The sequence below is a fragment of the Amycolatopsis sp. NPDC059657 genome (assembly GCF_042734395.1).
Taxonomy (GTDB): domain Bacteria; phylum Actinomycetota; class Actinomycetes; order Mycobacteriales; family Pseudonocardiaceae; genus Amycolatopsis.
Window position 1 is genome coordinate 20223 of sequence record NZ_JBHWEB010000041.1, and the last position, 23972, is coordinate 44194.

The following is a 23972-nucleotide window of genomic DNA, read 5'->3' on the forward strand; positions in this document are numbered from 1 at the left end:
AGTGGACGTCATGCTGGTGCGGGAGATCATGAGCTACCCGGTGAGCTGCCTGCCTCCGGACGCGTCCGTGGCGCACGCGGCGGTCCTGTTGAACGGCAAGGGTTTCGCCGCGGCGCCGGTGGTGGACGCGCGGGACCGGCTGGTCGGGATCGTCAGCGAGACCGACCTGATGACCGCGCATCGCGGGAAGACCGTCGCCGAGGTGATGACCGCGAAGGTGCACACGGTCACCTCGGACACGACGGTGGCCGAGCTGGTGACCCTGTTGCTGCGCAGGGGAGTGCGCAGCGCCCCGGTGGTCGACGGCTACGGCGTGGTCGTGGGCATCGTGGCCCGTCGCGACGTCATGCGCGCGGTCGTCCACGACGACGACCTCATCGCCAAGCAGGTCCGCTACCGGCTGGCGGGCTACTGGGGTGAAGGCCGCCGCTGGGACGTCGAAGCCGACGACGGCGTCGTCACGGTGACCGGCGACTTCCGCGACGAGGGCGAACGCGGCGTGATCCGCGCGCTCGCCGAAATCGTCCCCGGCGTCACCACGGTCAAGACCCGGTTGCGTGGCGCGGTCAGCGTATGCGACCGGATCTCGTGACCAGCGCGGGCGAATGGCGGCATTGGGGTCTTTGGTCCCGGCGCCGGTGGTGCGTTCCGCTCTCCCGTGCGGCGGCGGGCGCGCGTGATGATGCCAGGTATGACGATCGCTGTGCGCGACACCGTGGGACTCACGTCGGCGGAGGCGGCGGCGCGCCTGCGCCGGGACGGCCCCAATCTGCTGCCGCGACCGCGTCGCCGTCATCCGCTGCTCGTGCTCGCCGGCCAGATGGTGCACTTCTTCGCACTCATGCTGTGGGTGGCGGCGGGGCTGGCCATGCTGGCAGGCATGCCGGCGCTGGCCGTCGCGATCGTGGTCGTCGTCCTGCTCAACGGCGCTTTCTCGTTCGCACAGGAGTACCGGGCCGACCGCGCGGCCGAGCGGTTGCGTGATCTGCTGCCGGTGCGGGCCACGGTGCGCCGCGACGGGCGGCCTGCCATCGTCGACGCGGTCGAGCTGGTGGTGGGCGATGTGGTCCTGCTGGAGGCCGGCGACCGGGTCTGCGCCGACTCGGCACTCGTCGAAAGCGGGCGGCTGTCGGTGGACGAGTCGATGCTCACCGGCGAGAGCAAACCGGTGCGGCCCAGCGTCGGCGACGCCGTCTACGCGGGCACCTACGTCACCGAAGGCCACGGCGCCGGGGTGGTGACGGCGACCGGGCCGCGGTCGCGGCTCGCCGGTATCTCGGCGATCACCGAAAGTGCAACCAGGCCGAAAAGCCCGCTCGCGACCCAGCTGCACCGGGTGGTGCGGGTGGTGGCGCTGATCGCGGTCGCGGTGGGGGTCGTGTTCTTTCTCGCCGCGCTGGGTTTGGGTCGTACCAGCACGGAAAGCCTGCTGTTCGCGATCGGGGTGACCGTCGCGCTCGTGCCGGAAGGCCTGCTGCCGACGGTGACGCTGTCGCTGGCGCGCGCGGCGCAGAAGATGGCCAAGCGCAACGCTCTGGTACGGCGGCTGGAGTCGGTCGAGACACTCGGCGCGACGACGTTCATCTGCACCGACAAGACCGGGACACTGACCCGCAACGAAATGTCCGTGGTGCGGGTGTGGACACCCCACGGATTCGTCGAGGTGGCGGGTGAGGGCTATCAGCCGTCCGGTGAGGTTCGGGGCGACCCCGCGGCCGTGCGGGCGCTGGCGGTGCTCGCGGACAGCGCGGCGCGGTGCTCGCCGGACGCGCATGCCGTGGAGCGCGCCGGCCGCTGGAACCCGGTCGGCGACCCGATGGAGGTGGCACTGCATGTGCTCGCCACCCGTGCGAAGGTCGCGGCCCCGCCGCCGCCGCTGACGCGGCACCCGTTCGATCCGCGCCGTCGCCGATCCTCGGTCGCCGACGCGGACGGCCTGCACGTGACCGGTGCGCCCGACACCGTGTTGCCACTGTGCCCGGGCGTTCCGGCAGCGGCAGCGGCAGCGGTCACGTCGATGAGCGAAAGCGGGCTGCGGGTGCTGGCCGTCGCACGGTCCACAAAGGACGAAGAGCGGGACCTGGAGCTGCTCGGGCTGGTCGGCCTCGAGGACCCGCCGCGCCCTGACGTCGGCGCCGCGATCGCCTCCTGCCGCCAGGCAGGCATCAAGCTGGCGATGGTGACCGGCGACCACCCTGGCACCGCTCGCGCGATCGCCGCCGAGGTCGGCCTGCTCGGCGAGCACGCTCTCGTCGTCGAAGGAAAGAACCTGCCAGCCGATGACGTCGCGCTCGGTGAGCTGCTCGACGTCGACGGCGTCGTGATCGCGAGGGTCGCGCCGGAGGAGAAACTACGCATCGCCAGTGTGCTGCAGGCCCGCGGCCACGTCGTCGCCATGACCGGCGACGGGGTCAACGACGGCCCGGCGCTGCGCACGGCCGACATCGGCGTCGCGATGGGCGCGTCCGGCAGCGACGTCGCCCGCGAGGCGGCCGACCTGGTGCTGCTGGACGACCATTTCGGCACCATCGTCTCGGCGATCGAGCTCGGCAGGGCGACCTTCGCCAATATCCGCAGGTTCCTGACCTATCACCTGACCGACAATGTCGCCGAGCTCACGCCGTTCGTGGTCTGGGCGCTCTCCGGCGGCCAGATCCCGCTGGCCATCACGGTTCTGCAGGTGCTCGCGCTGGACATCGGCACCGACCTGCTGCCCGCGCTCGCGCTGGGCGCGGAGCCGCCCAACCGCCGCACCATGACCGGCCCGGCCAGGACAGGCAACCTCATCGACGGCCGCGTGGTCCGCCGCGCGTTCGGCGTGCTCGGGCCAGCGGAGGCGGTCGCGTCGATGCTGGCCTTCGTGGTGGTGCTGACAGTGGGTGGCTGGCAGCCGGGCGCGACCCCGGACGCCACGTTGCTCGCGGTGGCATCGGGAACGGCCTTCAGCGCGATCGTGCTCGGCCAGCTGGGCAACGCCTTCGCGTGCCGCAGTGAGTCACGCTGGATCGGCCGCGTCGGCGTCCGAGGTAACCCGCTGCTCTGGTACGCGATCCTTTTCGAGCTGGCGATGCTGGCGGTCTTCTTGCTCGTGCCCCCGATCCCTGGCCTGCTCGGCGGCGCTCCGCCTACTCCGATCGGGTGGGCCCTGGCCTTGTGCGCGGTCCCCGCTGTCTGGCTCGCGGACACCCTCCACAAGGTGATCCACGCCCGTCTCCGCCGCTGATCACGACACGCCGCCTTTGACGTTCCCCTCGAGCTGAGAGCGGGGTGTGACCGGGTCGGCGAGCGCGGCGAGCACCACGGAGCCGTCGACGGTCTCGTGGTCCATCAAGGCCGCGGCGAGGCGGTCGAGCGCGCGGCGGTGCTCCTGCAGCGTGCGGACCGCGAAGTCCTCGGCGGCGCGCAGCAGGCGGGCGACCTCCTGGTCGACGATCCGCTGTGTCTGCTCGGAATAGCGCTTGGCGAGCGGCTCCATGCCGGGTAGGTACTTGGACTCGCTGGCCGGATAGCCGACCGGGCCGAGCGCGCGGGAGAGGCCGAACTCCGTGACCATCTTCGTGGCGAGCTCCGTGGCGCCCGCGAGGTCGTTCGCCGCGCCGGTCGAGCCCTGCCCGAACACGACCAGCTCGGCCGCGCGCCCGCCGAGGCGGACCGCGAGCAGGTCGTTCAGATAGGCCTCGCTGTAGAGGTGGCGTTCGGCCTCCGGGAGCTGCTCGGTGGCGCCGAGCGCCATTCCGGCGGGCAGGATCGTCACCTTCGCGACCGGGTCGGCGTGCTCGCAGAGCGCGGCGAGCAGCGCGTGGCCGGATTCGTGGACCGCGACGGAATGGCGTTCCTCCGGCAGCAGCGCGTTCGACGTGTCGCGGCGGCCGAGCAGCACGCGATCGCGGGCGGCGCCGAGGTCGGCGGCGGTGATGATCGTGCGGCCGTCGCGCACGGCGTTGATCGCGCCCTCGTTGACCAGGTTGGCGAGGTCTGCGCCGGAGAAGCCGGGCGTGCCGCGCGCGAGTACTTCGAGGTCGACGTCCGGCGCCAGGTGTTTTCCTGCGACGTGTACCGCCAGGATCGCCGCGCGTTCGGCCTGGTTGGGCAGCGGCACGGTGACCTGGCGGTCGAAGCGGCCCGGCCGCAGCAGCGCGGGGTCGAGCGATTCGGGGCGGTTCGTCGCGGCGAGCACGACGATTCCGCTGCTCTGATCGAAACCGTCCATTTCGGACAGAAGCTGGTTGAGGGTCTGCTCGCGCTCGTCGTGCCCGCCGTAGCCACCGCCGGCACCCCGCCTGCTGCCGACCGCGTCGATCTCGTCGATGAAGATGATCGACGGCGCCCGGTCGCGTGCCTCGGTGAACAGGTCACGGACCCGCGACGCGCCGACACCGACGAACATCTCCACGAACGCGGAGCCGGTCACCGACAGGAACGGCACACTCGCCTCGCCCGCGACGGCCCGCGCGATGAGCGTCTTGCCGGTGCCGGGCGGGCCGACCATGATCACCCCGCGCGGTCCTTTGGCGCCCGCCGCGGCGTAGCGGCCGGGGTCGCGCAGGAAGTCGACGATTTCGCTGACCTCCTGCTTGACGCCCTCGTAGCCCGCGACGTCGGCGAACCGGGTGGTCGGCCGCTGCGCCTCGATGATCTTCGCCTTCGACCGGCCGAAGCCGCCGATCCCGCCTGCGAGCGACCGCTGCGCCTGCCTGCCGGACCAGAACAGCAACCCGAAGATCAGCAGCATCGGCAGGAAGGCCAGCAGCGAGCTCAGCCACGAGGTGGACGACGCACGTGCGCCGGTGATCGCGATGCCCTTGGCCTGCAGCTTCCCTTCGAGCTGGCCGCTGCCCAGCGCGGTCGGCAGCTGGCTGGTGAACGCGGTCCCGTCATGCAGATTGCCGGTCACCGTGCCGAGGTCGTCGATCTTGACCGAGGCCACCTGTCCGCCGTCTACTTTGGACAGGAAGTCGGTGTAGGACAGCGGCGGCGTGGACGGCGCCCAGAGGCTGGGCAGGAAGATCAGTGCGCAGGTGACCAGCACGCCGATCCACAACAGCCAGCCGCGCCAGCCTGGCGTCGCGGGCGGTTGCGGCTTCGGCGGCGGATCCGGTGGCGGGCCCGGCTTCGCCGCTCGCGACATGGCCGGTCCCTCAGTGGCTCTGGAAGCGCGGTTCCGGCACGCCCAGCGGCCGCAGCACCTCGGCGGTGTCGCGTCGTGGCGTCGCGGGCAGCGGGTCCGCGTTGATCGGAGCCCAGCCGATGCGCAGCACCATCTGCGGGTAGTTGCCGCCGGAAACCTGGTCTCGGACCGTTTCCCTGATGTTCGCGATCTCCAGCGGCTCGGTCAGCGGGCTGCTCGACAGCCCGCAGCCGGTCGCGGTCAGCAGCACCGCACTGGTCGCTTCCCCGGCACGCAGCCGGGACAGCCGGTCGTCGGATGAGGTGGAGAGCACCAGCAGCGTGGTCGTGTCGGGCTCGTCGCCGGTGTCCGGCTGCCGGATTCCCGGGTCGGCGAAGCCACGGCCGGGGATCGCGCCAGGGCTCTCGTCCTGGTGCGGGGTGTTCGCCGACGGGACGCCGTCTCCCGCGTAGTGACGGCCACTCCACGCCGCCAGCTCGATCCGGTACGCGGGGTCGGCCGCGTGCTGGGCAGCGGCCTGCCGGATCGCCTCGACCAGCCGGTCCCGGGCGGAGTCACTGGCGGCGCGCACGATGGCGCCCTCGTCGGCGGCGCGGCGCGCCATCGTCTCGAGGTGTACCGAGGGGACCGGCCACGAGCTGTAGCGGCGCCGGTCGGTGCGGCGGCGGGGGATCGCGGCGGCGAGCTCGATGTCGTACTGGGTCGGCTCGTGCCGGTGCAGGCTGATGGACGCCAGGTGATCGGGCTCCGCCGGGTTCGGCAGGCGCCGCACCTCGGTTCGCCAGCCCAGCGCGGCGAAGGCGACGCGCAGGTGGTGCAGCGTGGCACCGCAGCTGAGCAGCAGGTCGCGTTCGTCAGGGTCGGTCTCGGCGAGATGGCGTCCGCTGTCGGCGTACAGGTGGATGGTGTGGTCGCCGACGCGCCACCGCCACGGCTGCGAGTTGTGCACCGAGGGCGCGCGGCAGGCGAGCGCCACCGCCGCTTCGACGGTGAAGTCGTCGGGGAGTCCGTGGTCCATGGGGAACCTGCCTCGAAGGTCGGCTGCGATTTCCTTCGAATCTGTCATCGCGGTCTGTGCCGGGGCAGGGCCGTTGTGCCCCAGTCTTCGAGACCTTCGTTCCTCGCCGAGGCCGCCGTTCCCGGCGGAACGTGTGGGGCGGAGGTGACGAACGATGAGCGTGCAGAAACGGATCAAGCTCGCGATGTTCGCCGGGCTGATCGCGGTGAGCGCCTACGCGGGCGCGGCAGGCCTGATCACCGGCGAGCTCGACCTGGGCGCGGTGGTCAACGGCAGGCTTCCCTTCCACAGTCCGGTTTTCGCCGGGATCGCGCTCGCGCTGGCGGTGGGGCTGCCGATGACGGTCGCCGCGCACCGGGCCGCGACGGACGTCGAGGGCTATCAGGGCGCCACGGTGATCGCCGGCGTCATGCTGATCGGCTGGATCGTCGTCGAACTCGCGTTCGTCCGGACGTTCAGCTGGCTGCAGCCGGTGTGCGTGCTGGCCGGGTTCGCACTCGTGCTGGCAGGGAAACCGGCCAGGCGGACGACAGTGGCGAGAGGCGGCCGATGATGCGGGCGATCGTGGTGTTCGAATCGATGTTCGGCAACACCGAACAGGTGGCCCGCGCCATCGCGGACGGGCTGTCCGACCATGCCGAGGTCGAGATCGTGAACGTGGACAACGCCTCGGGCGACCTCGCCGGGGTCGACCTGCTCGTGGTGGGTGGTCCCACGCACGTGCACGGCCTGAGCCGTCCGTCGTCAAGGGACGCGGCGCGGGAACAGGCCGAAGACGGGATCCGGTCCACGGAGACCGGTCTGCGTGAATGGCTGAAGACCTTGCGCGGGCCGAAAGGCGTCGCCGCGGCGACGTTCGACACCCGGCTGGACAAACCGGCCTGGCTCACCGGTTCGGCGGCGAAGGGCGCCGCGAAAGCGCTCCGGCGGTCCGGCTGCCGGGTGATCGCCTCACCGGTGAGCTTCTTCGTCGACCCGGCGAACGTGCTGCTGCAAGGCGAGCGCGAGCGCGCTCGCGAATGGGGCGGCGCACTGGGTAAGGCACGCGGCCACGCCCGGCACGACAACCGGAGATGAACCGAGAAAGGGAGTGGCACCAATGAAAGCGCAGCCCGGTGACTGGCTGGTCGTCAAAAGCCCGGTGATCGAACGCCCGGAGCAACGGGCCCACATCCTCGAGGTCCATTCCACGGACGGCTCACCGCCGTACCTGGTGAAATGGACCCACGACGACCATGAGTCGCTCGTCTTCCCCGGCCCGGACGCGATCGTGCTCACCGAATCCGAGCTGCTGGCCGCCGACCGTGCCCAGCGCGAGCGGATCACCGCGATGCAGCATGCGATCGTTTCAGCGAACGGTCACGGATAGCCCGCAGCATCGCCCGTGCGGCGATATGGGCGGCAGGCTTGACGAGGTGCCAGTACCAGCTCGCCTGCCGCCTGCTCGGCGCGTCGGTGACGGCGACCCTGGTCTCGAAGGTCACCAGGCTCGACGCGTCGCCGTGCGGGCGGACCGCGAACGACAGCGCGATGGTGCCGCTGCGCGGGCGTGAGTACGTGGCGAACTCGTCCGGCGTCACCTCATGCCACTCGACATACGGGGTCCAGAACCGGCCGGCGGCGCCGAGCGCGATCTCCTCGCCGGGGTGCTCGCCGAGCAGGGTCCATTGCCTGCCGACCAGTATCTCGTCGAAGGTGGCGAACGGCCTGCCGTCACGCAGCTTGCCCGGCAGGTCCCGTGCCCAGACGAGCAGGTGCAGCAGCGGCGAATCCAGGTCGTCGGGCCGGAGCAGCCCGACGGCCTCGTAGACGGCCTCAGGTGGCGCGGCCACGATCAGGTGCTCACGCAGGCCGAGGTCGGGATGCGGGACGAATTCGTCCATTAAGGACTGACTGGGTTTCTCCGGCATCCGACCAGCCTTTCGGCAATCGGCACCGGCCGGAAGGGTCCAACGTCCCTGCGGGGCGGGACGCGCGGCACTGCCGGTACGGCGGGGCGTGGCAGCAAGCTGGGAAGCGGAACATCCGCACTGATCGGACGGTGATCGCGGTGACAGGCAGCCCGGTGGTCGTGGGCGTCGACGGTTCGCCGGAGGCGCGGTGGGCGGCGAAGTGGGCCGCGCGCGACGCGGTACTGCACGGCCGCCCGCTGCGGCTGGTGCACGCCTACCTCATCCCCGCTCAGGCCTATCCGCATGTGCACCGGCCCGCCACGGCGTTCCGGGCGACCATGCGCCGCGCGGGCGGTGTCCTCCTGCGCGAGACCGAGCGGGCGGTGCTGGCCGCCGAACCCGCCGTCGAGGTCGAAACCTCGCTGCGTGAAGGCGACACCCGCGTCGTGCTGATCGACGAGTCCCGGTACGCCGCCGCGGTCGTGCTGGGCTCCAGAGGGCTGAAAGGCGCAGGCAGGCTGCTGCTGGGCTCGGCGGGACTGGCGGTCGCGGTGCACGGGCACTGCCCGGTGGTCGTCGTGCGCGCCGACCGCGAGGATCGCGGCCCGGTGGTGGTCGGCGTGGACGGCTGGCCCGAAGCCGCCGCCGCGGTCCGGTTCGCCTTCCACGAGGCGTCCTCGCGAGGCACGGGTGTGACGGCACTGCGGACCTGGGCGGGTCTGCGCCCGGCCGGGCGCGGCGGGTCGGCGGCCGAGCATGAGCGCGAACGGGAATCGCTGGCCGAGCAGGTGGCGGGCATAGCCGCGGAGTTCCCTGGGGTGCCGGTCGACTGCGTCGTCGTCAGGGGCAAACCGGGAAAGACACTGCTCGAGTACGGCGAGCACGCCCGGCTGATCGTCGTCGGATCACGCGGGCACGGCGGGCTCGCCGGGTTGCTGACCGGGTCCACCAGCCAGGAGGTCGCGGCGGACGCGCAATGCCCGGTCGCGGTGGTCCGCACGTTCCCCGCGCGGAAAGAGGTCCGCGCGGCGCGAGTAGAGCGAAGGAGAGACGAGATGGACGAGCGGGAGAAGGCGCGGGCCGGACAGGAAGCCCGGCAGGTGGCAGGCAAGCAGGCGCGTGGCACGGCGGAACTCGCCGACCTCGCCATCAAGCGGTACGTCGCCGCCCAGCAGTTCCACGATCGGGAGGCGGTCGCCGACGAGCCCACTCCGGACGAAACGCCATGAGGAAGCCACCCGGCGAGGTGCTGCTGCTCGCCGCGGTGACGGTGTTGCTGGCCGCGGGCGCGCTCGCCCGGATCCACGCGAGCGCCCCCGCGACGATCCTCTGGGCTGCGGCGACCGGCGTGATGCTGGTGCCCGCCGTCGTCTGGGTCGTCGCCGACCTGCGTGCGGGCCGGTGGGGAGCGGATGTGCTCGCGGTGCTCGCGCTCGGCGGCACGGTCGCGGTCGGGGAGTACCTCGCCGGTGCGATCATCGCGGTGATGATCGGCACCGGGCGGGTGCTGGAAGGCGCGGCGCAGCGCCGCGCGGGCCGTGATCTGTCCGGGTTGCTGGCCAGGGCGCCCAACCGGGCCCATCTTCGGCGCGGTGATCGCGTCGAGACCGTCGAAATCGCGGCAGTGCGGGCGGGGGACCGCGTCGTCGTGCTGCCCGGCGAGGTCGTGCCCGTGGACGCGGTGGTGCTCGGCGACGCCGTGTTCGACGAATCCGCGCTGACCGGGGAAGCCGCCCCGGTCACCAGGGTGGACGGCGAGACCGTGCGCAGCGGCGTGGTCAACGCCGGCGTCGCGATCGACCTCCGTGCCTCGGCGACCGCCGAAGCCAGCACCTATGCCGGGGTCATCCGGCTGGCCGAGCAGGCCGCCGCGAACACCGCGCCGGTGGCCAGGCTGGCCGACCGGATCGCCGTGTGGTTCCTGCCCGCCGCGCTGCTCATCGCCGCCGTGGCGTGGCTGGCCACCGGCGATCCGGAGCGCGCGGTCGCGGTGCTGGTCACCGCGACGCCATGCCCGCTGCTGCTGGCCGTGCCGGTCGCCATCACCGGCGGGATGTCGCGGATGTCGCGGTCGGGTGTGGTGGTCAAGGGCGGTGCCGCGCTGGAGCTGCTGGGCCAGGTCAGGACACTGGCCATGGACAAGACCGGCACGGTGACCGCCGGTCGGCCGGAGGTCACCGACATCGTCTGCGCGCCCGGCGTCACACCGGAGGACGTGCTCGCCGACGCCGCCGGGATCGAGTTGTACTCACCACATGTGCTGGCCGGAGCGGTGCAGCGCGCGGCCCGCCGCGCCGGGGTCGAACCCGCGCACGCCGAGTCGGTCGCCGAGACGCCGGGTCGTGGCGCCACCGGCACGATCGGCGGGCGAACGGTGCGCGTCGGACGGCTCGACGCGGCGAAACCGTTGCCGGACTGGGCAAGCGGTGCCGCCCGCCGGGGCAGGCTGGACCTCGCGTCGGTCATCTGGGTCGAAAGCGATGGCGAGCTCGCCGCCGCCTTGCTCGTGCGTGACCGCGTCCGGCCCGACTCCGCCCGCACCATCCGGCGGCTGCACGCGGCCGGACTGACCCGTCTTGTGCTGCTCACCGGCGACCGCGTCGACAACGCCACCGAGGTCGCGGGCCTGCTCGGCCTCGACGAGGTCCGCGCCGACGCGAGCCCTGCCGACAAGATCGCGCTGGTCAGCGCCGCTCGCGAAACCGGCGTGACCGCGATGGTCGGCGACGGCGTCAACGACGCGCCCGCGCTCGCCGCCGCGGACATCGGCATCGCGCTGGGCTCACGCGGGTCGACCGCCGCCGTGCAGGCCGCGGACGCGGTCATCGTCGACGACCGCATCGACCGGCTCGCCGACGCCGTCGAGATCGCCCGCCGGTCCCATGGACTGGCGGTCCAGAGCGCGCTCGCGGGCACCGTGCTGTCGTTGCTCGCGATGGGTGCCGCCGCCGCGGGCTGGCTGGTGCCGGTCGCCGGGGCGCTCGTGCAAGAAGCCATCGACGTCGCGGTGATCGTCAACGCGCTGCGTGCGCTGCGCGGCCCGCTCCGGCGGCGCCACGCGAGCCCGGACGCGCTGCTGCACCGCTTCGCTGCCGAGCACGAGACCCTGCTGCCCACCCGGATCGCGGTGCGCCAGGCGGCCGACGCGCTCTCCCGTGGCGTGGGGTCCGAAGTGGACAGTGCGGTCCGGCGGGCGTACCGGCTGGTCGTCGATGACCTCCTGCCGCACGAGCTGGCCGAAGAGACTCAGCTCTACCCGGCTCTCGCCGGGGTGCTCGGCGGCCCGGAAGGCACCGTCACGATGAGCCGCGAGCACGCGGAGATCGAACGCCTGGTCCGCCGGATCGGCAGGCATCTCGGCGAATCACCGGCGGGCATCCAGCCGGACCAGGTCGACGATCTGCGCGCCACCCTCTACGGCCTCGACGCCGTCCTCACGCTGCATTTCGCACAGGAGGAAGAGGCCTACTTCACCCTCACCACGGAACCGGAGGCCGGACATGACACGTCCCCAGCTCGCTGAACTCGGACTGAACACCGGCAAGAAAGCCAGGCTGCACCGCATCCTGCACGAACACGGCCTGCGCAACGGCACGGCGTTCTTCCTGCCCTACGACCAAGGGCTCGAGCACGGGCCACGTGACTTCTTCGCGAACCCGCTGTCGAGCGATCCACGCTATATCGTCAAACTCGCCGTCGAGGGCGGGTTCAACGGCATCGTCCTGCAGGTAGGGCTCGCCGAAAAGTTCTACTGGGACTACGCGGGCGAGATCCCGCTGGTGCTCAAGCTCAACGGCAAGACCGACATCCCGTCCGACGAGCGCGCACTCTCACCGCTGCACGCGACCGTCGAGGACGCGGTGCGGCTCGGTGCGGACGCGGTCGGTTACACGCTCTATGTCGGCACCCCGGCCCAGGAGCGCGATTTCGAGCAGTACCAACAGGTTCGGGCGGACGCGCACCGACTGGGGATGCCGCTTGTCGTGTGGGCGTACCCACGTGGTTCGGCGATCGAAGGCAAGGGCGGCAAGGATTCCTTCTACGCCGTGGACTACGCCGCGCGTACCGCCGCCGAGCTTGGCGCCGACGTGGTGAAGGTGAACTTCCCGCACCCGGAGAAGCGCACCGGTGTCCAGCCGGACTACGAAGCGGAGTTCACCTCACAGCAGGCGATCGATGCCGTGGTCAGGTCGGCGAACCGCACGTTGCTGCTGGTCTCCGGCGGCACCAAGGCCGGTGACGAGGCCATGCTCGACAAGGCGCGCGAGTCGATGGAAGCGGGAGCCACCGGGCTGATCTTCGGCCGCAACGTCTGGCAGCGCGAGCACGACGAATCCCTGCGCTTCGTCGCCTCACTCCGCGAAATCCTCGCCAAGTACCCGTCCCGGTGAAAGGGCTCGTGAGCGTTGCGGGCGGTTCTATTGGCCGGAAAGTCAAACGTGGCGTCCAGGTCGTCGTGGGGTCGTGAGTGGTACGGCCGGTTCTAACCGGTCTAAACACTCACGACCCCTGGTCTCGCGTGGCCAGACCGTGGACGAGGGGTTCCCCCGCTGCACCCAACGCAGCAGGGTTACCACTCGCAGCCCGTCCGAGCCTCACCAAGTGAAGACCCCGCCGGTCTGCCCGGAGCACGCCACATTTGCCCTTCCCCTCAAATAACCGCCCGCAACGCTCACGACCCCTTGAGTGGGGTTTCCCAGTCGACCGCCAGGTCGGGCGAACCATCGGTGATCGTCAGGTGCAGGGTTGCCGTGGTCGCCGTGACCGAGACGGTGGCTTCGGTCGCGTAGTCCAGCGCCGCGAGCTCTGCCCGCAGCATGGCGAGGAGCTGGTCCTGGGCGGATTCCTCGCTGAGAGTGTCCACCGGGCCGATGAACTCCAGCGCGGGCGTGAATCCGAGATCGTGGGAGCTCTCTTTGACCACGTCGCTGACTTTGGCGCGCAGGCCTTCGAACAGCTGTGTCGGGCGGAGGTCGAAGATCGCCGTGCGCAGGTTACGCACGATGTGGTCGGTCTCGTCGATGAGCGGCCGTAGTGCGGCAGCGCGGTCCGGATGCCGTGCGGCTGCCGACGAGAGGGCCATGCCGAGCGCGAACACGCGCTGGATGGTGGAATCCTGCAGGTCGGCGGCCAGCCTGCTCTGCTCCTCGCGCAGCGCGAGTTCTCTGGTGTTCTCCAGGATGTTGCCGCGCATGCGGTTCACGGCGGTGCCGATGGCGGTGAGCTCACGGGGGCCGTCGGCGTCGATCGGGCGGTCGTAGTCGCCGTCGGCCACCGCGCGGATCTGGCCGAGCAGCCTGCCCAGCGGGCGGGCCAGCACCTGGTGCAGCAGGGGGATGGCTGCCACGGCGGTCAACACGGCGAGCATCATCGACGAGATCGCGACGATGTTCGCTGTCCGCTGTGCCGACGAGATCCGGTCCACCTGCTGGGCGGTCAGCTCGGTGGTCCTGGTTTCGAGTGCGGTCAGACGCTGCCGAAGCGTGTCGAACAGCTCTTTTCCCTGCACCGTCAACGTGGTGAGTTGATCCGCGCTGAGTGTTCCGGCGCGCCGGGCGGCGATTTCCGGAGCCGCGGCCCCTGAATGCCAGGCGCCTGCGGCTGCCTCCACGTCGCGGAGCGCCGTGGCCGCCTGCTCATCCGAGCCGAGCAGATCGTGCAGCCGGGCTCGTTGGCGGAGCGCGGCGGCTTGGCCGTCGTCGTACGGTCGCAGGAACTCCGGGTCGTTCGTCAGCAGGTAGCCGCGTTGCCCGGTTTCCTGGTCCACGTAAGCCTTGCCGAGGGCGGCAGCGGCCTGCTGGGCGGGCAGCAGGCGGTCACTGAACTCGCGCACGGCACTGGCGACCGACGCCCTGGCGAGAACGGTGACAGCCGATGACAGGACCAATAGCCCGACCAGGAGGGCGATCACCATCCAGGTCACCGAGTGCAGGGTCCGGCGGCCGATCCTGTTGCTCACGTGCTCTCCCGTCCTCGGCTTTCGACCATAGAGGGAGTTCCGGTCCTCCGGTGCCGCGACTTTGGTCCCTTTCCGGACCGCTGGAAAACGGCGCACGGTGAAGACCCAACCGACAGGGAGGTCGTCATGCACGAGAAGCGCTGGACCGTCGACATCTTCATCGACGAGCACGAGAACCGCACCAGAGCCAAGGCTCGGTTGCACAACCAGGACGAGACCGGGCTGGTGGGCATCGGTACCGCGCGGCTGAACCCGGCGGACGTCAACGTCCCCGAGATCGGCGATGAGCTCGCCGTTGCCCGCGCGCTCAACGAACTCGCCCACCGCCTGCTCGACGCCGCCGCCGACGATCTCGAAGGCGTCACCCGCCAGCCGGTGCACCTGGAGCGCTGACCCGGGACGAAGGCCCGGGCGTGCAGGGACTTTGGGCCGCATCCGGGTCGCCCGCGCCCGAGTGAGCATGACGGGAAGCCGTCACCGACCCAGGGAGGAACCCGATGAGCGACGTACGCGGTTTGGCCGAGATCAGCGCAGCCGACGCGGAATCCGCAGGCGGGAAAGGCGCGAACCTCGGTGAGCTGATCGCGGCAGGCTTCGAGGTTCCCGGCGGCTTCGTGCTCCTGCGTGAGGGCTACTGGAAGTCGATGGAACAGGGCGGCGTCCGCGCCGAGATCGCTGATCTGCACGCCAAAGCACTGGCGAATGCCGATGACGACGAGCAGCTCACCGTGGCCTGCGCGAGCCTGCGTGACCTGGTGCGCGAAGCGGGGCTTTCCGACGAGCTCCGGGACGCCACGGTGAACGCCTACCGGGAGCTCGGTGAGGACGTCATCGTCGCCGTGCGCTCGTCGGCCACCGGTGAGGACGGCGCGGAGGCCTCGTTCGCCGGGATGAACGCCAGCTTCACCAACGTCCACGGCGAGGACATGCTCGCCGAACGGATCGTCGCCTGCTGGATGTCGTTGTTCTCACCGCGCGTGATCTCTTATCGCGCGAGCCGAGGGTTCACCGGCGAACCGGCGATCGCGGTCGTGGTGCAGCGGATGATCCCGGCCGACCGCGCCGGGGTCATTTTCACCGCGGACCCGCGCACCGGCGAACGCGGCCAGGTGGTGATCGAAGCGGTGCTCGGGCAGGGCGAAGCCATCGTCAGCGGCGCGGTCGAGCCGGACACCTACGTCGTCGCGAAGGACGACCTGCGGGTGGTCTCGGCCAGGATCGGCCACCAGAGCCACAAGATCATCGCCGAGGTCGGCGGGGGAGACGTGAAGGTCGACCTCGCCCCGCAGGCGGGCAGGCGGCGGGTGCTCGACGACACGACCGTGCTCGAGCTCGCCAGGATCGCGACCAGGGTCGAGGATCACTACGGCATCCCGCAGGACCTCGAGTTCGCGTTGGCGGAGAACAAGATCTGGCTCGTCCAGTCACGGCCGATCACGACACTGCCCGCGGCGAAGACGTCCGGCGAGGCCTTGGTGACCGGACTCGCCGCCTCGCCTGGCGAAGGCAGCGGGCGCGTCCGGGTGCTGCACGACCCCGTCGAGGCGAAGCACCTGCTCGACGGTGAAGTGCTCGTGGCGCCCATGACCAACCCCGACTGGGTGCCCGCCATCCGCCGTGCCGCGGCGGTGGTCACCGACGGCGGCGGCATGACCTGTCACGCCGCCGTCGTCGCCCGTGAGCTGGGTGTGCCTTGCGTTGTCGGCACCGGCGACGCCACCAGGGTGCTGGCCGACCGTGACCTGGTCACCGTCGACGGCACCACCGGCGAGGTACGGGCGGGCGCGAAGCAGGCACCCGCCCGTACCGAGCCCGTCGCCGCGCCGGTCGCACCCGAAGCGATCGGAACCAAGCTCTACGTCAACCTGGCCATGCCCGATCACGCCGAAAGCGTTGCCGCGCAGGCTGTCGACGGCGTCGGGTTGCTGCGCGCGGAGTTCCTGCTGACCGAAGCGCTCGGCGGCCGGCATCCCCGTGACCTCATCGCACACGGCGAGGAAGAGTCCTTTGTGGACGCTATGGCTGCCTCGCTGCTGCGGATCACCAAGGCGTTCGGCACACGCCCGGTCGTCTACCGCGCGACCGACCTGCGCACCAACGAGTTCCGCGGGCTGGCGGGTGGCGAGGCTTACGAGCCGGTCGAGAGCAACCCGATGATCGGCTACCGCGGCTGCTTCCGCTACGTGCGAGAGAAGGACCTCTTCGACCTCGAGCTGCGGACGCTGGCCCGCGTCCGTGAACAGACGCCGAACCTGCACCTGATGATCCCGTTCGTGCGCACCAAGTGGGAGCTGGAAGCGTGCCTCGAACTGGTCGACGCGAGCCCGCTTGGCCGCCAGCGCGGCCTGCACCGGTGGATCATGGCCGAGGTGCCGTCGGTGGTGCACTGGCTCCCCGAGTACGTGGGCCTGGGCATCGACGGGGTGTCGATCGGCAGCAACGACCTGACCCAGCTCATGCTCGGCGTCGACCGGGACTCCGCCCAGTGCGCGGAACTGTTCGACGAGGCCGACCCCGCGGTGCTCGACGCGATCGACGAGATCGTGACCACGGCGCGCAACCTCGGCATCACCTCTTCGCTGTGCGGCCAGGCGCCGTCGACGAAGCCCGGTTTCGCCGAACACCTCGTGCGGTTCGGCATCACATCCATCTCCGTCAACCCAGACGTGATCGGCTCCGCGCGCGCGGCCATCGCCTCTGCGGAGCGACGTCTTCTCCTGGAGAACCTCCGATGAGCAACGTGATCGAGATTTCGGGCCTGCACAAGGCGTTCGGCCGCACGCAGGCACTCAACGGGCTCGACCTGACCGTACGGGCCGGCGAGGTGCACGGCTTCCTCGGGCCGAATGGCTCCGGCAAGACCACGACCATCCGCCTGCTGCTCGGCCTGCTCCGTGCGGACTCCGGCACCATGCTCATGCTGGATGGCGACCCCTGGCGCGACGCCGTGTCCCTGCACCGGCGGCTCGCTTATGTGCCAGGTGAGGTCTCGCTCTGGCCGAACCTCACCGGTGGCGAGGTGATCGACCTGCTCGGCAGGCTCCGCGGTGGCCTCGACCCGAAGCGCCGCGAGAAGTACCTCGGGCTCTTCGACCTCGACCCCACGGTGAAGGGCCGGGCGTACTCCAAGGGCAACCGCCAGAAGGTCGCGGTCGTCGCCGCGCTGGCGTCCACAGTGGACCTGCTGCTGCTCGACGAACCCACCGCGGGCCTCGATCCGCTGATGGAAGAGACGTTCCGCGAGTGCATCAGGGAGGAACGCGACCAGGGACGCACGATCCTGCTGTCGAGCCACATCCTCGCCGAAGCGGAAGCGCTGTGCGACCGGGTCAGCATCATCCGCGAGGGCCGCACGGTCGACACCGGCAGCCTCGCCGAGCTCCGCCACCTCACCCGGACCTCGATCACCGCCCAGCTCGCCACACCGCCGGACGGCCTGGCGACGCAGCGCGGCGTGCACGAGTTCACGGTGGACCGCGACCAGGTCCGGATGAGCGTCGACAACACCGAGCTGGACTCGGTGCTGGCCAGCCTGAGCGCACGCGGGGTGCGCAGCCTGACCAGCCAGGCGCCCACGCTCGAAGAACTGTTCCTGCGGCACTACAAGGCCTCGTGATGAACGCACTCACCGGAACCGGCGCGCTGATCCGCCTGGCGCTGCGCCGTGATCGCATCAGGATGCCGGTATGGATCCTGGTCTTCGCCGTCTCGACCATCGGCGCGGCCGCGGCCACCGCCGGCCTCTACCCGACGGCGGCGTCCCGTATCGAATTCTCGACCAGCGCGAACGCCGTCCCGGCGCTGGTCGCGCTGTACGGGCCGATCTACGACCCGGCCTCACTCGGCGCGGTCTCGATGCTGAAGCTGACCGCGTTCGGCGCGGCGCTCGTGGCACTGCTGACCATCCTCACGGTCGTCCGGCACACCAGGGCCGAAGAGGAGGCCGGTCGGCACGAACTGCTGGGCGCCGCCGAGGTCGGCCGGTCCGCGCCGCTGGCGGCGGGCCTGGTCGCGGCGGCGTTGAACAGTTTCCTCATCGGCGCGGTCACCGCCGTCGGCCTGATCCTGATCGGGCTGCCCGTCGGCGGTTCGCTGACCGAAGGGCTCGGCTGGACGTTCGCCGGGTTCACCTTCGGCGCGCTCGCCGCGGTGACCGCGCAGCTGAGCAAGACCAGCCGCGTCGCGTCCAGCCTCGCGATCACCGCACTGGGCGCGGCCTACTTCCTGCGTGCCGTCGGCGATTCGGCTGGACCGGAATGGCTTTCGTGGCTGTCGCCGATCGGCTGGGTCCAGCAGGTGCGCCCGTTCGCGGGCGACCGATGGGCCCTGCTGCTCATCCCACTCGCGGTGACGGCGGCGCTGACGGTACTGGCCGTACGGCTGGCCCATCGGCGTGACGCCGGCGCCGGCCTGATCGCCGAACGCACCGGCCACGCGCACGCCGGCCGCGGCCTGCGCGGAGCCTGGGGGCTCGTATGGCGGCTCAACCGAGGCGGTCTGCTCACCTGGACCTCGGTGTTCCTGCTGCTGGGACTCGTCTGCGGGAACATCGCGTCGAGCGTCGGCGATTTCCTCGGCAACGACCGCGCCAAGGAGTTCATCGCGGCGCTGGGCGGGGAAAAGGGGATCGCGGACTCGTTCCTCGCCGCGGAGTTCGGCGCGATGGGCGTGATCGCGTCCGTGTACGCCATCCTGGTCGTCATCCACCTGCACACAGAGGAACGTGGGCTCAAGGTCGAATTGCTGCTGGCCACCGGGCTGTCCCGTACCCGGCTGATGGGTGTGTACCTCGCCTTCGCGCTGGCGGCGAGTGTTCTGCTGGCCGCGGTCGTCGGCGCGAGTGCCGGTGTCATGTACGGCCTGCAGATCGGCGACGTCGGGGGACAGGTGCCCCGGTTGCTCGGCGCCGCGCTGGCCCCGTTGCCCGCGGTCTGGGCGATGGCCGGACTGGCCGCCGCGCTCTTCGGCTTCCTGCCCCGGTGGCTGGCCGTCGCGTGGGCCGCGCTGGTCGGGTTCCTGCTGCTCGGCGAGTTCGGCGTGCTGCTCCGTGCCCCGCAGTGGGTGCTGAACCTGTCGCCGTTCACCCACCTGCCCAAACTTCCCGACGTCACGGTGACCTTCAGCCCGCTCGTCTGGCTCACCGCACTCGCGGTGCTGCTCACCGCGGCGGGCGTGGCCGGATTCCGCCGACGCGACATCAACGCCGTCTGAAACCGAAGGAGAAAACGATGAGCGACCACCGGCTGATCCGCACCGTGATGAAGACGAACGTGGCCACGGTCCGCCGTGACACCCCGTTCAAGGCGATCACGGTGCTCCTGACCTCATGGGGCGTCAGCGGGGCTCCCGTCCTCGACGCGGACGACAAGGTCGTCGGCGTGGTCACCCAGGGCGACCTGCTCGAGCGCAAGGCCAAGCATGGGCCTTTCCGTTCCTGGCGTGCCCGGCGGAAGGCGACGGGCGCCACCGCGGCCGATCTCATGACCACCCCGGCGATCATCGCCCGCGAGGACATGAACGTCGCCGAGGCCGCCCGGCTCATGGAGGAGCGCAAGGTCCACCGCCTGCCGGTGGTGGACGCCGAAGGCAAGCTGACCGGCATCGTCGGCCGCGCCGACCTGCTGCGCGTGTTCCTGCGCCGGGATGACGAGATCAGGGCGGAAGTGCGTGACGAGGTGATCCTGCGGGAGATGTGCGTCGACCCGGAGACGCTGTACGTGGCCGTGCTCGACGGCGTGGTTTCGCTCAGCGGCGAGCTGGAGCGCAGGAGCATGATCCCGGTGGTCGTCGCGCTCGTGCGGCGGGTGGACGGCGTGGTCGACGTCAAGCAGCGCCTGACCTTCAAGATGGACGACACGCACGTCGACCCGATGGCGCCCACCAACATCGGCGTGCTCGGTGCCTTCCGGCAGCAACACTGAGAGCCAGAGGCCGGACCACTCGACGGTGCTTGGCGAAGTCCTTTGTGGACATAACTGGATGTGTCGCCGGTTCCCTGCCCTTATTGCCGGTGATCGGAGTGCCGGTCGGAGTCGTCGTGCCCGCCCATCATGAACAGCATCATCAGCGGGCAGGCCAGCGCGAGCAGGCCGACCAGGATCGTCTGCACCGGCACACCGGCGAATGTCAGGCCGACGATGAGGATGGCCAGCGCGATCGCGTACAACGGCAGATTTTGTCGTTTCATGGCGTCGCCTCCTTCGGGGCACCGTCCAGCTTCTGCCCATGGGCGCTCGGCTGATGAGTGCCGCACGTCCCGGGGCGGGAAGCCGAAAGACCCACATTCCGGCAGGCATAGGTCCCTACCCCTGCCGGGTATCCGGCGCGCACGCTCGGGCAGGTCTGGGCGATCGGGTGAGGGAGTCCGCCATGAGCACAGCCGACATCGCGGTGCTGGTGGCCGCCGTCGCCGTCATCGCCGGACTGGGCTGGTATTTCTTCGGCCCCCGCACCGCGGGCATGGCCCGGCTGGCCGATGGTGTGCAGCGGGCCGAGATCACGGTGCGCGGCGGGTTCCGGCCCGACACCGTCCGGGTGCGCCAGGGCGTGCCACTCGAACTGGTCTTCGACCGTCAGGAAAGTGGCGACTGCACGTCCCGGGTGGTGTTCGGTGACCTCGGTGTCGGCGCCGCGCTTCCCGCGTTCTCCCGCACCACCGTCCGGCTCGACCCCGCACGGGCCGGGTCGTTCGGGTTCGCCTGCGGGATGAACATGATCCACGGAACGCTCGTGATCGAACCCGGCGACGACTCCGCGACCCCGGAAAAACCCGCTGTGGCACAGGCGTCACCGGTTCGCGACGCCGCCGACGAGGAAGCCGTGCAGGCCCGTGAGCGGCGCGCGGAGATCGGCGACCTGACCCGTCGGGTGATCGTGGGCGCGATCCTGACCCTGCCCGTCCTGTTCGCCGTGATGGCGCACGAGCTGTTCGGTGCGGACTGGATTCCGGGGCTGCTGCTCGACCACTGGGTGCAGTTCGCCCTCATCACCCCGGTGATGGTTTACACGGGATGGCCGATCCACCGCACCGGCTGGCTCATACTGGCCCACCGTTCCGCGGACATGAACAGCCTCATCACACTCGGCACGGTGGCCGCGTACGGCTACAGCCTCGTCGTCACGGTGGCACCGGGCCTGCTCCCCGCGGACCTCCGCGAGGTGTACTTCGAAGCGGTCGGCGTCATCCTCACCCTGATCCTGCTCGGCAGGCTGCTCGAAGCCCGTGCCAAAGCCGGTACCGGAGAAGCCATCCGCGCCCTGCTCGGCTTGCGCGCCCGCACCGCACGCGTCGTGCGTGACGGAGCCGAAGCCGAGATCGGCGTCGACGAGGTACTGGTCGGTGACGAGGTGGTCATCCGGCCAGGCGAGAAGATCCCCGTCGACGCCACCGTCCTCTCCGGGCAGTCCGCTGTGGACGAGTCGATGGTCACCGGCGAACCCATGCCGGTCACCAAACACGCCGGTGACACGGTCATCGGCGCCACTGTCAACACCACCGGTTCCCTGCGGGTACTCGCCGCGAAGGTCGGCGCCGAAACCATGCTCGCGCAGATCATCCGGATGGTCCGGCAGGCACAAGCGTCCAAGGCACCCATCCAGCGGCTGGCCGATGCCACCTCGGCCTACTTCGTGCCTGCCGTCATCGCGATCGCCATCGCCACCTTCGCCATCTGGTACCTCATCGGGCCGCCGCCGGAGCTCACCCTCGCACTGGTCTCCGCGGTGGCGGTGCTGATCATCGCCTGCCCCTGCGCGCTGGGGCTGGCGACCCCGCTGTCGATCATGGTCGGCACCGGCAACGGCGCACAGGCAGGCATCCTCATCCGGTCGGCGGAAGCATTGGAAACCGCGCACAAGCTCGACACCATCGTGCTGGACAAGACCGGCACCATCACCGTCGGCAAACCCGCACTCACCGACGTCCGTGCCACCGGAACGCTGAGCGAGCCGGACCTGGTGACGCTCGTGGCCGCGGCCGAGGCGGACAGTGAGCACCCGCTGGCCGCCGCGATCGTCGCCGGGGCGCGCTCGCGTGACCTCGCCGCCGCGAAGGCGACCGGGTTCGACTCGATCACCGGGAAAGGCGTTCAGGCGACCGTCAACGGCCACGCCGTGCTCGTCGGAACCCGGCGGCTGCTCGCCGACGCCGGCATCGACACCACCGCTCTCGACCCGATCGCGGCGGAGTTCGCGGTACAGGGCAAAACCCCCATTCTGTCCGCGGTGGACGGACGGCCCGCCGGTGTGCTCGCGGTCGCCGACACCATCAAGGCCGACTCCGTCACCGCGATCGCCGCGCTGCAGCGGCTCGGGCTCGACGTCGTCATGATCACCGGTGACGACGCCGGCGCCGCCGCGGCCATCGCGGAGCAGGTCGGCGTCCGCCGCGTGCTGGCCGAGGTGCTTCCCGCGCACAAGGCCGAGGAAATCCGCCGCCTGCAAGCGGAAGGGCGCCGGGTGGGCATGGTCGGTGACGGCATCAACGACGCACCCGCACTCGCTCAGGCCGATCTCGGGCTGGCCATCGGCACCGGCACGGACGTCGCGATCGAAGCCGCTGACATCACCCTCATCTCCGGCTCGTTGACCGGCGTCGTCACCGCCATCCGCTTGTCGCGCGCCACAATGCGCAACATCCGGCAGAATCTGTTCTTCGCGTTGGTTTACAACGCCATCGGCGTCCCCGTCGCCGCTGGCGCCCTCTACCCACTGCTCGGCCTGCGCCTCAGTCCCGTACTGGCCGCCGCCGCGATGGCCATGAGCTCGCTGTCCGTGGTGGGCAACGCGAACCGGCTGCGTCGCCATCGCGGCCCGCTCCGAAACGCCGGCTGACGTTTCGGATACGGCGCCGCATGCGAGCTTTCGAGATCATTGCCGGAACAGCGCGACCTTGAGCGCGTCGCTGTCCTGCGGGCGGGCGAACACGTCGTACGCCTCGTCCATCTCGTCGAGCCCGAACCGATGGGTTAGGAACCGGCTGGTGTCCAGCCGTCCGGCGGCCAGCATGCGCAGCAGCATCGGCGTGCTCGAGGTGTCCAGCAGACCGGTGGTGATGGTGAGGTTGCGGATCCAGAGATCCTCCAGGTGCAGCGTCGCCGGCTTACCGTGCACCCCGATGTTCGCCAGGTGCCCGCCAGGCCGGACCAGCTTCGCGCACAGCTCGAAGGTCTCCGGCACGCCCACCGCTTCGATTGCGACGTCCGCGCCGAGCCCGCCGGTCAGCTCGCCGACGACCGCGACGGCGTCTTCTCCCGGCTGCACAAGGACATCCGCGCCGAACGTCTTCGCCGCCGCCAGCCTCGACGGCTCGAGGTCGACCACGATCACCGTGCTGGGGCTGAACAACTGCGCGGTGGTGATCGCGGCCAGCCCGATCGGCCCGGCGCCCACGATCGCGACCGTGTCACCCGGCCGCACGTTCCCGTTGCGGGCACCCACTTCGTATGAGGTCGGCACGATGTCGGCGAGCATCAACGCGGCTTCGTTGCTGACGCTGTCGGGCAGGACGTAGGTGGAGGTGTCAGCGAAGGGCACGCGCGCGTACTCCGCCTGCACCCCGTCGATGCGGTGCCCGAGAATCCACCCACCGCCGCCGAGGCACTGGCCGAACTGGGCCTTGCGGCAGTATTCGCAGCGCCCGCATGCGGAAATACAGGAGACCAGAACCCGGTCGCCTGGCTTGACGGTGGTGACCGCGGCCCCGACCTGCTCGATCGTGCCGACCGCCTCGTGCCCGAGGATCCGGCCGTGGTCGACCGTGGCGACATCGCCTTTGAGGATGTGCAGGTCCGTGCCGCAGATGGTCACGGCGTCGACCCGCACGATGGCGTCGGTGCTGTCGATCAACTCAGGTTTCGGCCGGTCCGTCCAAGCGCGTCGGCCGGGTCCGTCGTACACCAATGCCTTCATGGAAAACTCCTCGTCTTGTGAGCCCATCGCCTTCCATCCTCTTGGCGGTGGCCCTGGCTACACAGG

General features: G+C 70.5%; 20 protein-coding genes. 14 read left to right on the plus strand and 6 right to left on the minus strand.

All coding sequences use genetic code 11. From position 1 onward, the window contains the following. The first annotated feature begins 10 nt into the window (after positions 1–10). Together ACFV15_RS22510 and ACFV15_RS22515 are read left to right on the plus strand one after the other, a co-directional pair. A complete protein-coding gene (locus ACFV15_RS22510; RefSeq protein ID WP_378352544.1) occupies positions 11–592 on the plus strand; it encodes a CBS domain-containing protein in 582 nt (193 codons plus the stop codon). Between the two features lie 99 nt (positions 593–691). Beyond that, positions 692–3223, plus strand: coding sequence for a cation-translocating P-type ATPase (locus ACFV15_RS22515; protein WP_378352545.1), 2532 nt, complete (start codon positions 692–694; stop codon positions 3221–3223). Here ACFV15_RS22515 and ftsH read toward each other — a convergent pair whose 3' ends face one another. Both ftsH and ACFV15_RS22525 read right to left on the minus strand, forming a co-directional pair. Further along, positions 3224–5128 carry an ATP-dependent zinc metalloprotease FtsH gene (ftsH, locus tag ACFV15_RS22520; protein ID WP_378352546.1) on the minus strand — a complete coding sequence of 635 codons (1905 nt, stop codon included), beginning with the start codon at positions 5126–5128 and terminating at the stop codon, positions 3224–3226. It abuts the gene before it with no gap. Positions 5129–5138: 10 nt separating this feature from the next. Then, entirely contained in the window at positions 5139–6146 is a 1008-nt protein-coding gene (locus ACFV15_RS22525) for an Acg family FMN-binding oxidoreductase (RefSeq protein ID WP_378352547.1), read from the minus strand. A gap of 154 nt (positions 6147–6300) precedes the next feature. Between ACFV15_RS22525 and ACFV15_RS22530 the strand changes: the two genes are divergently transcribed. From ACFV15_RS22530 to ACFV15_RS22540, 3 genes are read left to right on the plus strand one after another with little or no spacing between them, the layout of a single operon-like run. After that, positions 6301–6699 carry a hypothetical protein gene (locus ACFV15_RS22530; protein ID WP_378352548.1) on the plus strand — a complete coding sequence of 133 codons (399 nt, stop codon included), beginning with the start codon at positions 6301–6303 and terminating at the stop codon, positions 6697–6699. Then, positions 6696–7223, plus strand: coding sequence for a flavodoxin family protein (locus tag ACFV15_RS22535; RefSeq protein WP_378352549.1), 528 nt, complete (start codon positions 6696–6698; stop codon positions 7221–7223). Before ACFV15_RS22530 ends, ACFV15_RS22535 begins: the two co-directional genes overlap by 4 nt. A 22-nt stretch (positions 7224–7245) precedes the next feature. Then, positions 7246–7515, plus strand: a complete 270-nt coding sequence (locus tag ACFV15_RS22540) for a DUF1918 domain-containing protein (RefSeq protein ID WP_378352550.1) — start codon at positions 7246–7248, stop codon at positions 7513–7515. On the opposite strand, the gene ACFV15_RS22545 is transcribed toward ACFV15_RS22540, so the two are convergent. Continuing rightward, complete coding sequence (locus ACFV15_RS22545; RefSeq protein WP_378352551.1) at positions 7469–8029, minus strand: hypothetical protein; 561 nt, start codon at positions 8027–8029, stop codon at positions 7469–7471. The two genes, ACFV15_RS22540 and ACFV15_RS22545, sit on opposite strands and share 47 nt — an antisense overlap. A gap of 167 nt (positions 8030–8196) precedes the next feature. On the opposite strand from ACFV15_RS22545, the gene ACFV15_RS22550 reads away from it, so the two are divergent. The 3 genes from ACFV15_RS22550 to ACFV15_RS22560 are packed head-to-tail and all read left to right on the plus strand — an operon-like array spanning position 8197 to position 12429. After that, positions 8197–9267 carry a universal stress protein gene (locus ACFV15_RS22550; protein ID WP_378352552.1) on the plus strand — a complete coding sequence of 357 codons (1071 nt, stop codon included), beginning with the start codon at positions 8197–8199 and terminating at the stop codon, positions 9265–9267. Beyond that, complete coding sequence (locus ACFV15_RS22555) at positions 9264–11561, plus strand: heavy metal translocating P-type ATPase (protein ID WP_378352553.1); 2298 nt, start codon at positions 9264–9266, stop codon at positions 11559–11561. Before ACFV15_RS22550 ends, ACFV15_RS22555 begins: the two co-directional genes overlap by 4 nt. Next, positions 11539–12429: a class I fructose-bisphosphate aldolase gene (locus tag ACFV15_RS22560; protein WP_378352554.1), complete on the plus strand. Its 891-nt coding sequence runs from the start codon at positions 11539–11541 to the stop codon at positions 12427–12429. Before ACFV15_RS22555 ends, ACFV15_RS22560 begins: the two co-directional genes overlap by 23 nt. 281 nt (positions 12430–12710) lie before the next feature. Here the strand turns inward: ACFV15_RS22560 and ACFV15_RS22565 are convergent, their stop codons facing one another. Continuing rightward, positions 12711–13997 (minus strand): CHASE3 domain-containing protein, encoded by a 1287-nt coding sequence (locus ACFV15_RS22565; RefSeq protein ID WP_378352555.1) that lies wholly within the window; start codon positions 13995–13997, stop codon positions 12711–12713. 126 nt (positions 13998–14123) lie between these two features. Here ACFV15_RS22565 and ACFV15_RS22570 point away from each other — a divergent pair, with 126 nt between their 5' ends. The 5 genes from ACFV15_RS22570 (at position 14124) to ACFV15_RS22590 (ending at position 19918) form a co-directional block, all read left to right on the plus strand. Then, complete coding sequence (locus ACFV15_RS22570; protein ID WP_378352556.1) at positions 14124–14390, plus strand: DUF1876 domain-containing protein; 267 nt, start codon at positions 14124–14126, stop codon at positions 14388–14390. Positions 14391–14494: 104 nt separating this feature from the next. Then, the gene (ppsA, locus tag ACFV15_RS22575) at positions 14495–16732 is read left to right on the plus strand and encodes a phosphoenolpyruvate synthase (RefSeq protein ID WP_378352557.1); all 2238 of its coding nucleotides are present in this window, start codon (positions 14495–14497) and stop codon (positions 16730–16732) included. Continuing rightward, positions 16729–17613, plus strand: coding sequence for an ATP-binding cassette domain-containing protein (locus tag ACFV15_RS22580; protein WP_378352558.1), 885 nt, complete (start codon positions 16729–16731; stop codon positions 17611–17613). Before ppsA ends, ACFV15_RS22580 begins: the two co-directional genes overlap by 4 nt. Next, a complete protein-coding gene (locus ACFV15_RS22585) occupies positions 17613–19208 on the plus strand; it encodes an ABC transporter permease (protein ID WP_378352559.1) in 1596 nt (531 codons plus the stop codon). Before ACFV15_RS22580 ends, ACFV15_RS22585 begins: the two co-directional genes overlap by 1 nt. Before the next feature lie 17 nt (positions 19209–19225). Then, positions 19226–19918: a CBS domain-containing protein gene (locus ACFV15_RS22590; protein ID WP_378352560.1), complete on the plus strand. Its 693-nt coding sequence runs from the start codon at positions 19226–19228 to the stop codon at positions 19916–19918. An 80-nt stretch (positions 19919–19998) separates the two neighbouring features. Here ACFV15_RS22590 and ACFV15_RS22595 read toward each other — a convergent pair whose 3' ends face one another. Further along, positions 19999–20184: a DUF2933 domain-containing protein gene (locus ACFV15_RS22595; protein WP_378352561.1), complete on the minus strand. Its 186-nt coding sequence runs from the start codon at positions 20182–20184 to the stop codon at positions 19999–20001. A 182-nt stretch (positions 20185–20366) separates the two neighbouring features. Here ACFV15_RS22595 and ACFV15_RS22600 point away from each other — a divergent pair, with 182 nt between their 5' ends. Then, a complete protein-coding gene (locus ACFV15_RS22600) occupies positions 20367–22829 on the plus strand; it encodes a heavy metal translocating P-type ATPase (RefSeq protein ID WP_378352562.1) in 2463 nt (820 codons plus the stop codon). A 36-nt stretch (positions 22830–22865) separates the two neighbouring features. On the opposite strand, the gene ACFV15_RS22605 is transcribed toward ACFV15_RS22600, so the two are convergent. Further along, a complete protein-coding gene (locus tag ACFV15_RS22605) occupies positions 22866–23906 on the minus strand; it encodes a zinc-dependent alcohol dehydrogenase family protein (RefSeq protein ID WP_378352563.1) in 1041 nt (346 codons plus the stop codon). Positions 23907–23972 lie beyond the last annotated feature (66 nt).

Excerpts from the sequence above, each read along its gene's own strand:
- ACFV15_RS22510 (WP_378352544.1), top strand. The coding sequence starts at position 11 with ATGCTGGTGCGGGAGATCATGAGCTACCCGGTGAGCTGCCTGCCTCCG.
- ACFV15_RS22515 (WP_378352545.1), top strand. The coding sequence starts at position 692 with ATGACGATCGCTGTGCGCGACACCGTGGGACTCACGTCGGCGGAGGCG.
- ftsH (WP_378352546.1), bottom strand. The coding sequence starts at position 5,128 with ATGTCGCGAGCGGCGAAGCCGGGCCCGCCACCGGATCCGCCGCCGAAG.
- ACFV15_RS22525 (WP_378352547.1), bottom strand. The coding sequence starts at position 6,146 with ATGGACCACGGACTCCCCGACGACTTCACCGTCGAAGCGGCGGTGGCG.
- ACFV15_RS22530 (WP_378352548.1), top strand. The coding sequence starts at position 6,301 with ATGAGCGTGCAGAAACGGATCAAGCTCGCGATGTTCGCCGGGCTGATC.
- ACFV15_RS22535 (WP_378352549.1), top strand. The coding sequence starts at position 6,696 with ATGATGCGGGCGATCGTGGTGTTCGAATCGATGTTCGGCAACACCGAA.
- ACFV15_RS22540 (WP_378352550.1), top strand. The coding sequence starts at position 7,246 with ATGAAAGCGCAGCCCGGTGACTGGCTGGTCGTCAAAAGCCCGGTGATC.
- ACFV15_RS22545 (WP_378352551.1), bottom strand. The coding sequence starts at position 8,029 with ATGGACGAATTCGTCCCGCATCCCGACCTCGGCCTGCGTGAGCACCTG.
- ACFV15_RS22555 (WP_378352553.1), top strand. The coding sequence starts at position 9,264 with ATGAGGAAGCCACCCGGCGAGGTGCTGCTGCTCGCCGCGGTGACGGTG.
- ACFV15_RS22560 (WP_378352554.1), top strand. The coding sequence starts at position 11,539 with ATGACACGTCCCCAGCTCGCTGAACTCGGACTGAACACCGGCAAGAAA.
- ACFV15_RS22570 (WP_378352556.1), top strand. The coding sequence starts at position 14,124 with ATGCACGAGAAGCGCTGGACCGTCGACATCTTCATCGACGAGCACGAG.
- ppsA (WP_378352557.1), top strand. The coding sequence starts at position 14,495 with ATGAGCGACGTACGCGGTTTGGCCGAGATCAGCGCAGCCGACGCGGAA.
- ACFV15_RS22580 (WP_378352558.1), top strand. The coding sequence starts at position 16,729 with ATGAGCAACGTGATCGAGATTTCGGGCCTGCACAAGGCGTTCGGCCGC.
- ACFV15_RS22585 (WP_378352559.1), top strand. The coding sequence starts at position 17,613 with ATGAACGCACTCACCGGAACCGGCGCGCTGATCCGCCTGGCGCTGCGC.
- ACFV15_RS22590 (WP_378352560.1), top strand. The coding sequence starts at position 19,226 with ATGAGCGACCACCGGCTGATCCGCACCGTGATGAAGACGAACGTGGCC.
- ACFV15_RS22595 (WP_378352561.1), bottom strand. The coding sequence starts at position 20,184 with ATGAAACGACAAAATCTGCCGTTGTACGCGATCGCGCTGGCCATCCTC.
- ACFV15_RS22600 (WP_378352562.1), top strand. The coding sequence starts at position 20,367 with ATGAGCACAGCCGACATCGCGGTGCTGGTGGCCGCCGTCGCCGTCATC.
- ACFV15_RS22605 (WP_378352563.1), bottom strand. The coding sequence starts at position 23,906 with ATGAAGGCATTGGTGTACGACGGACCCGGCCGACGCGCTTGGACGGAC.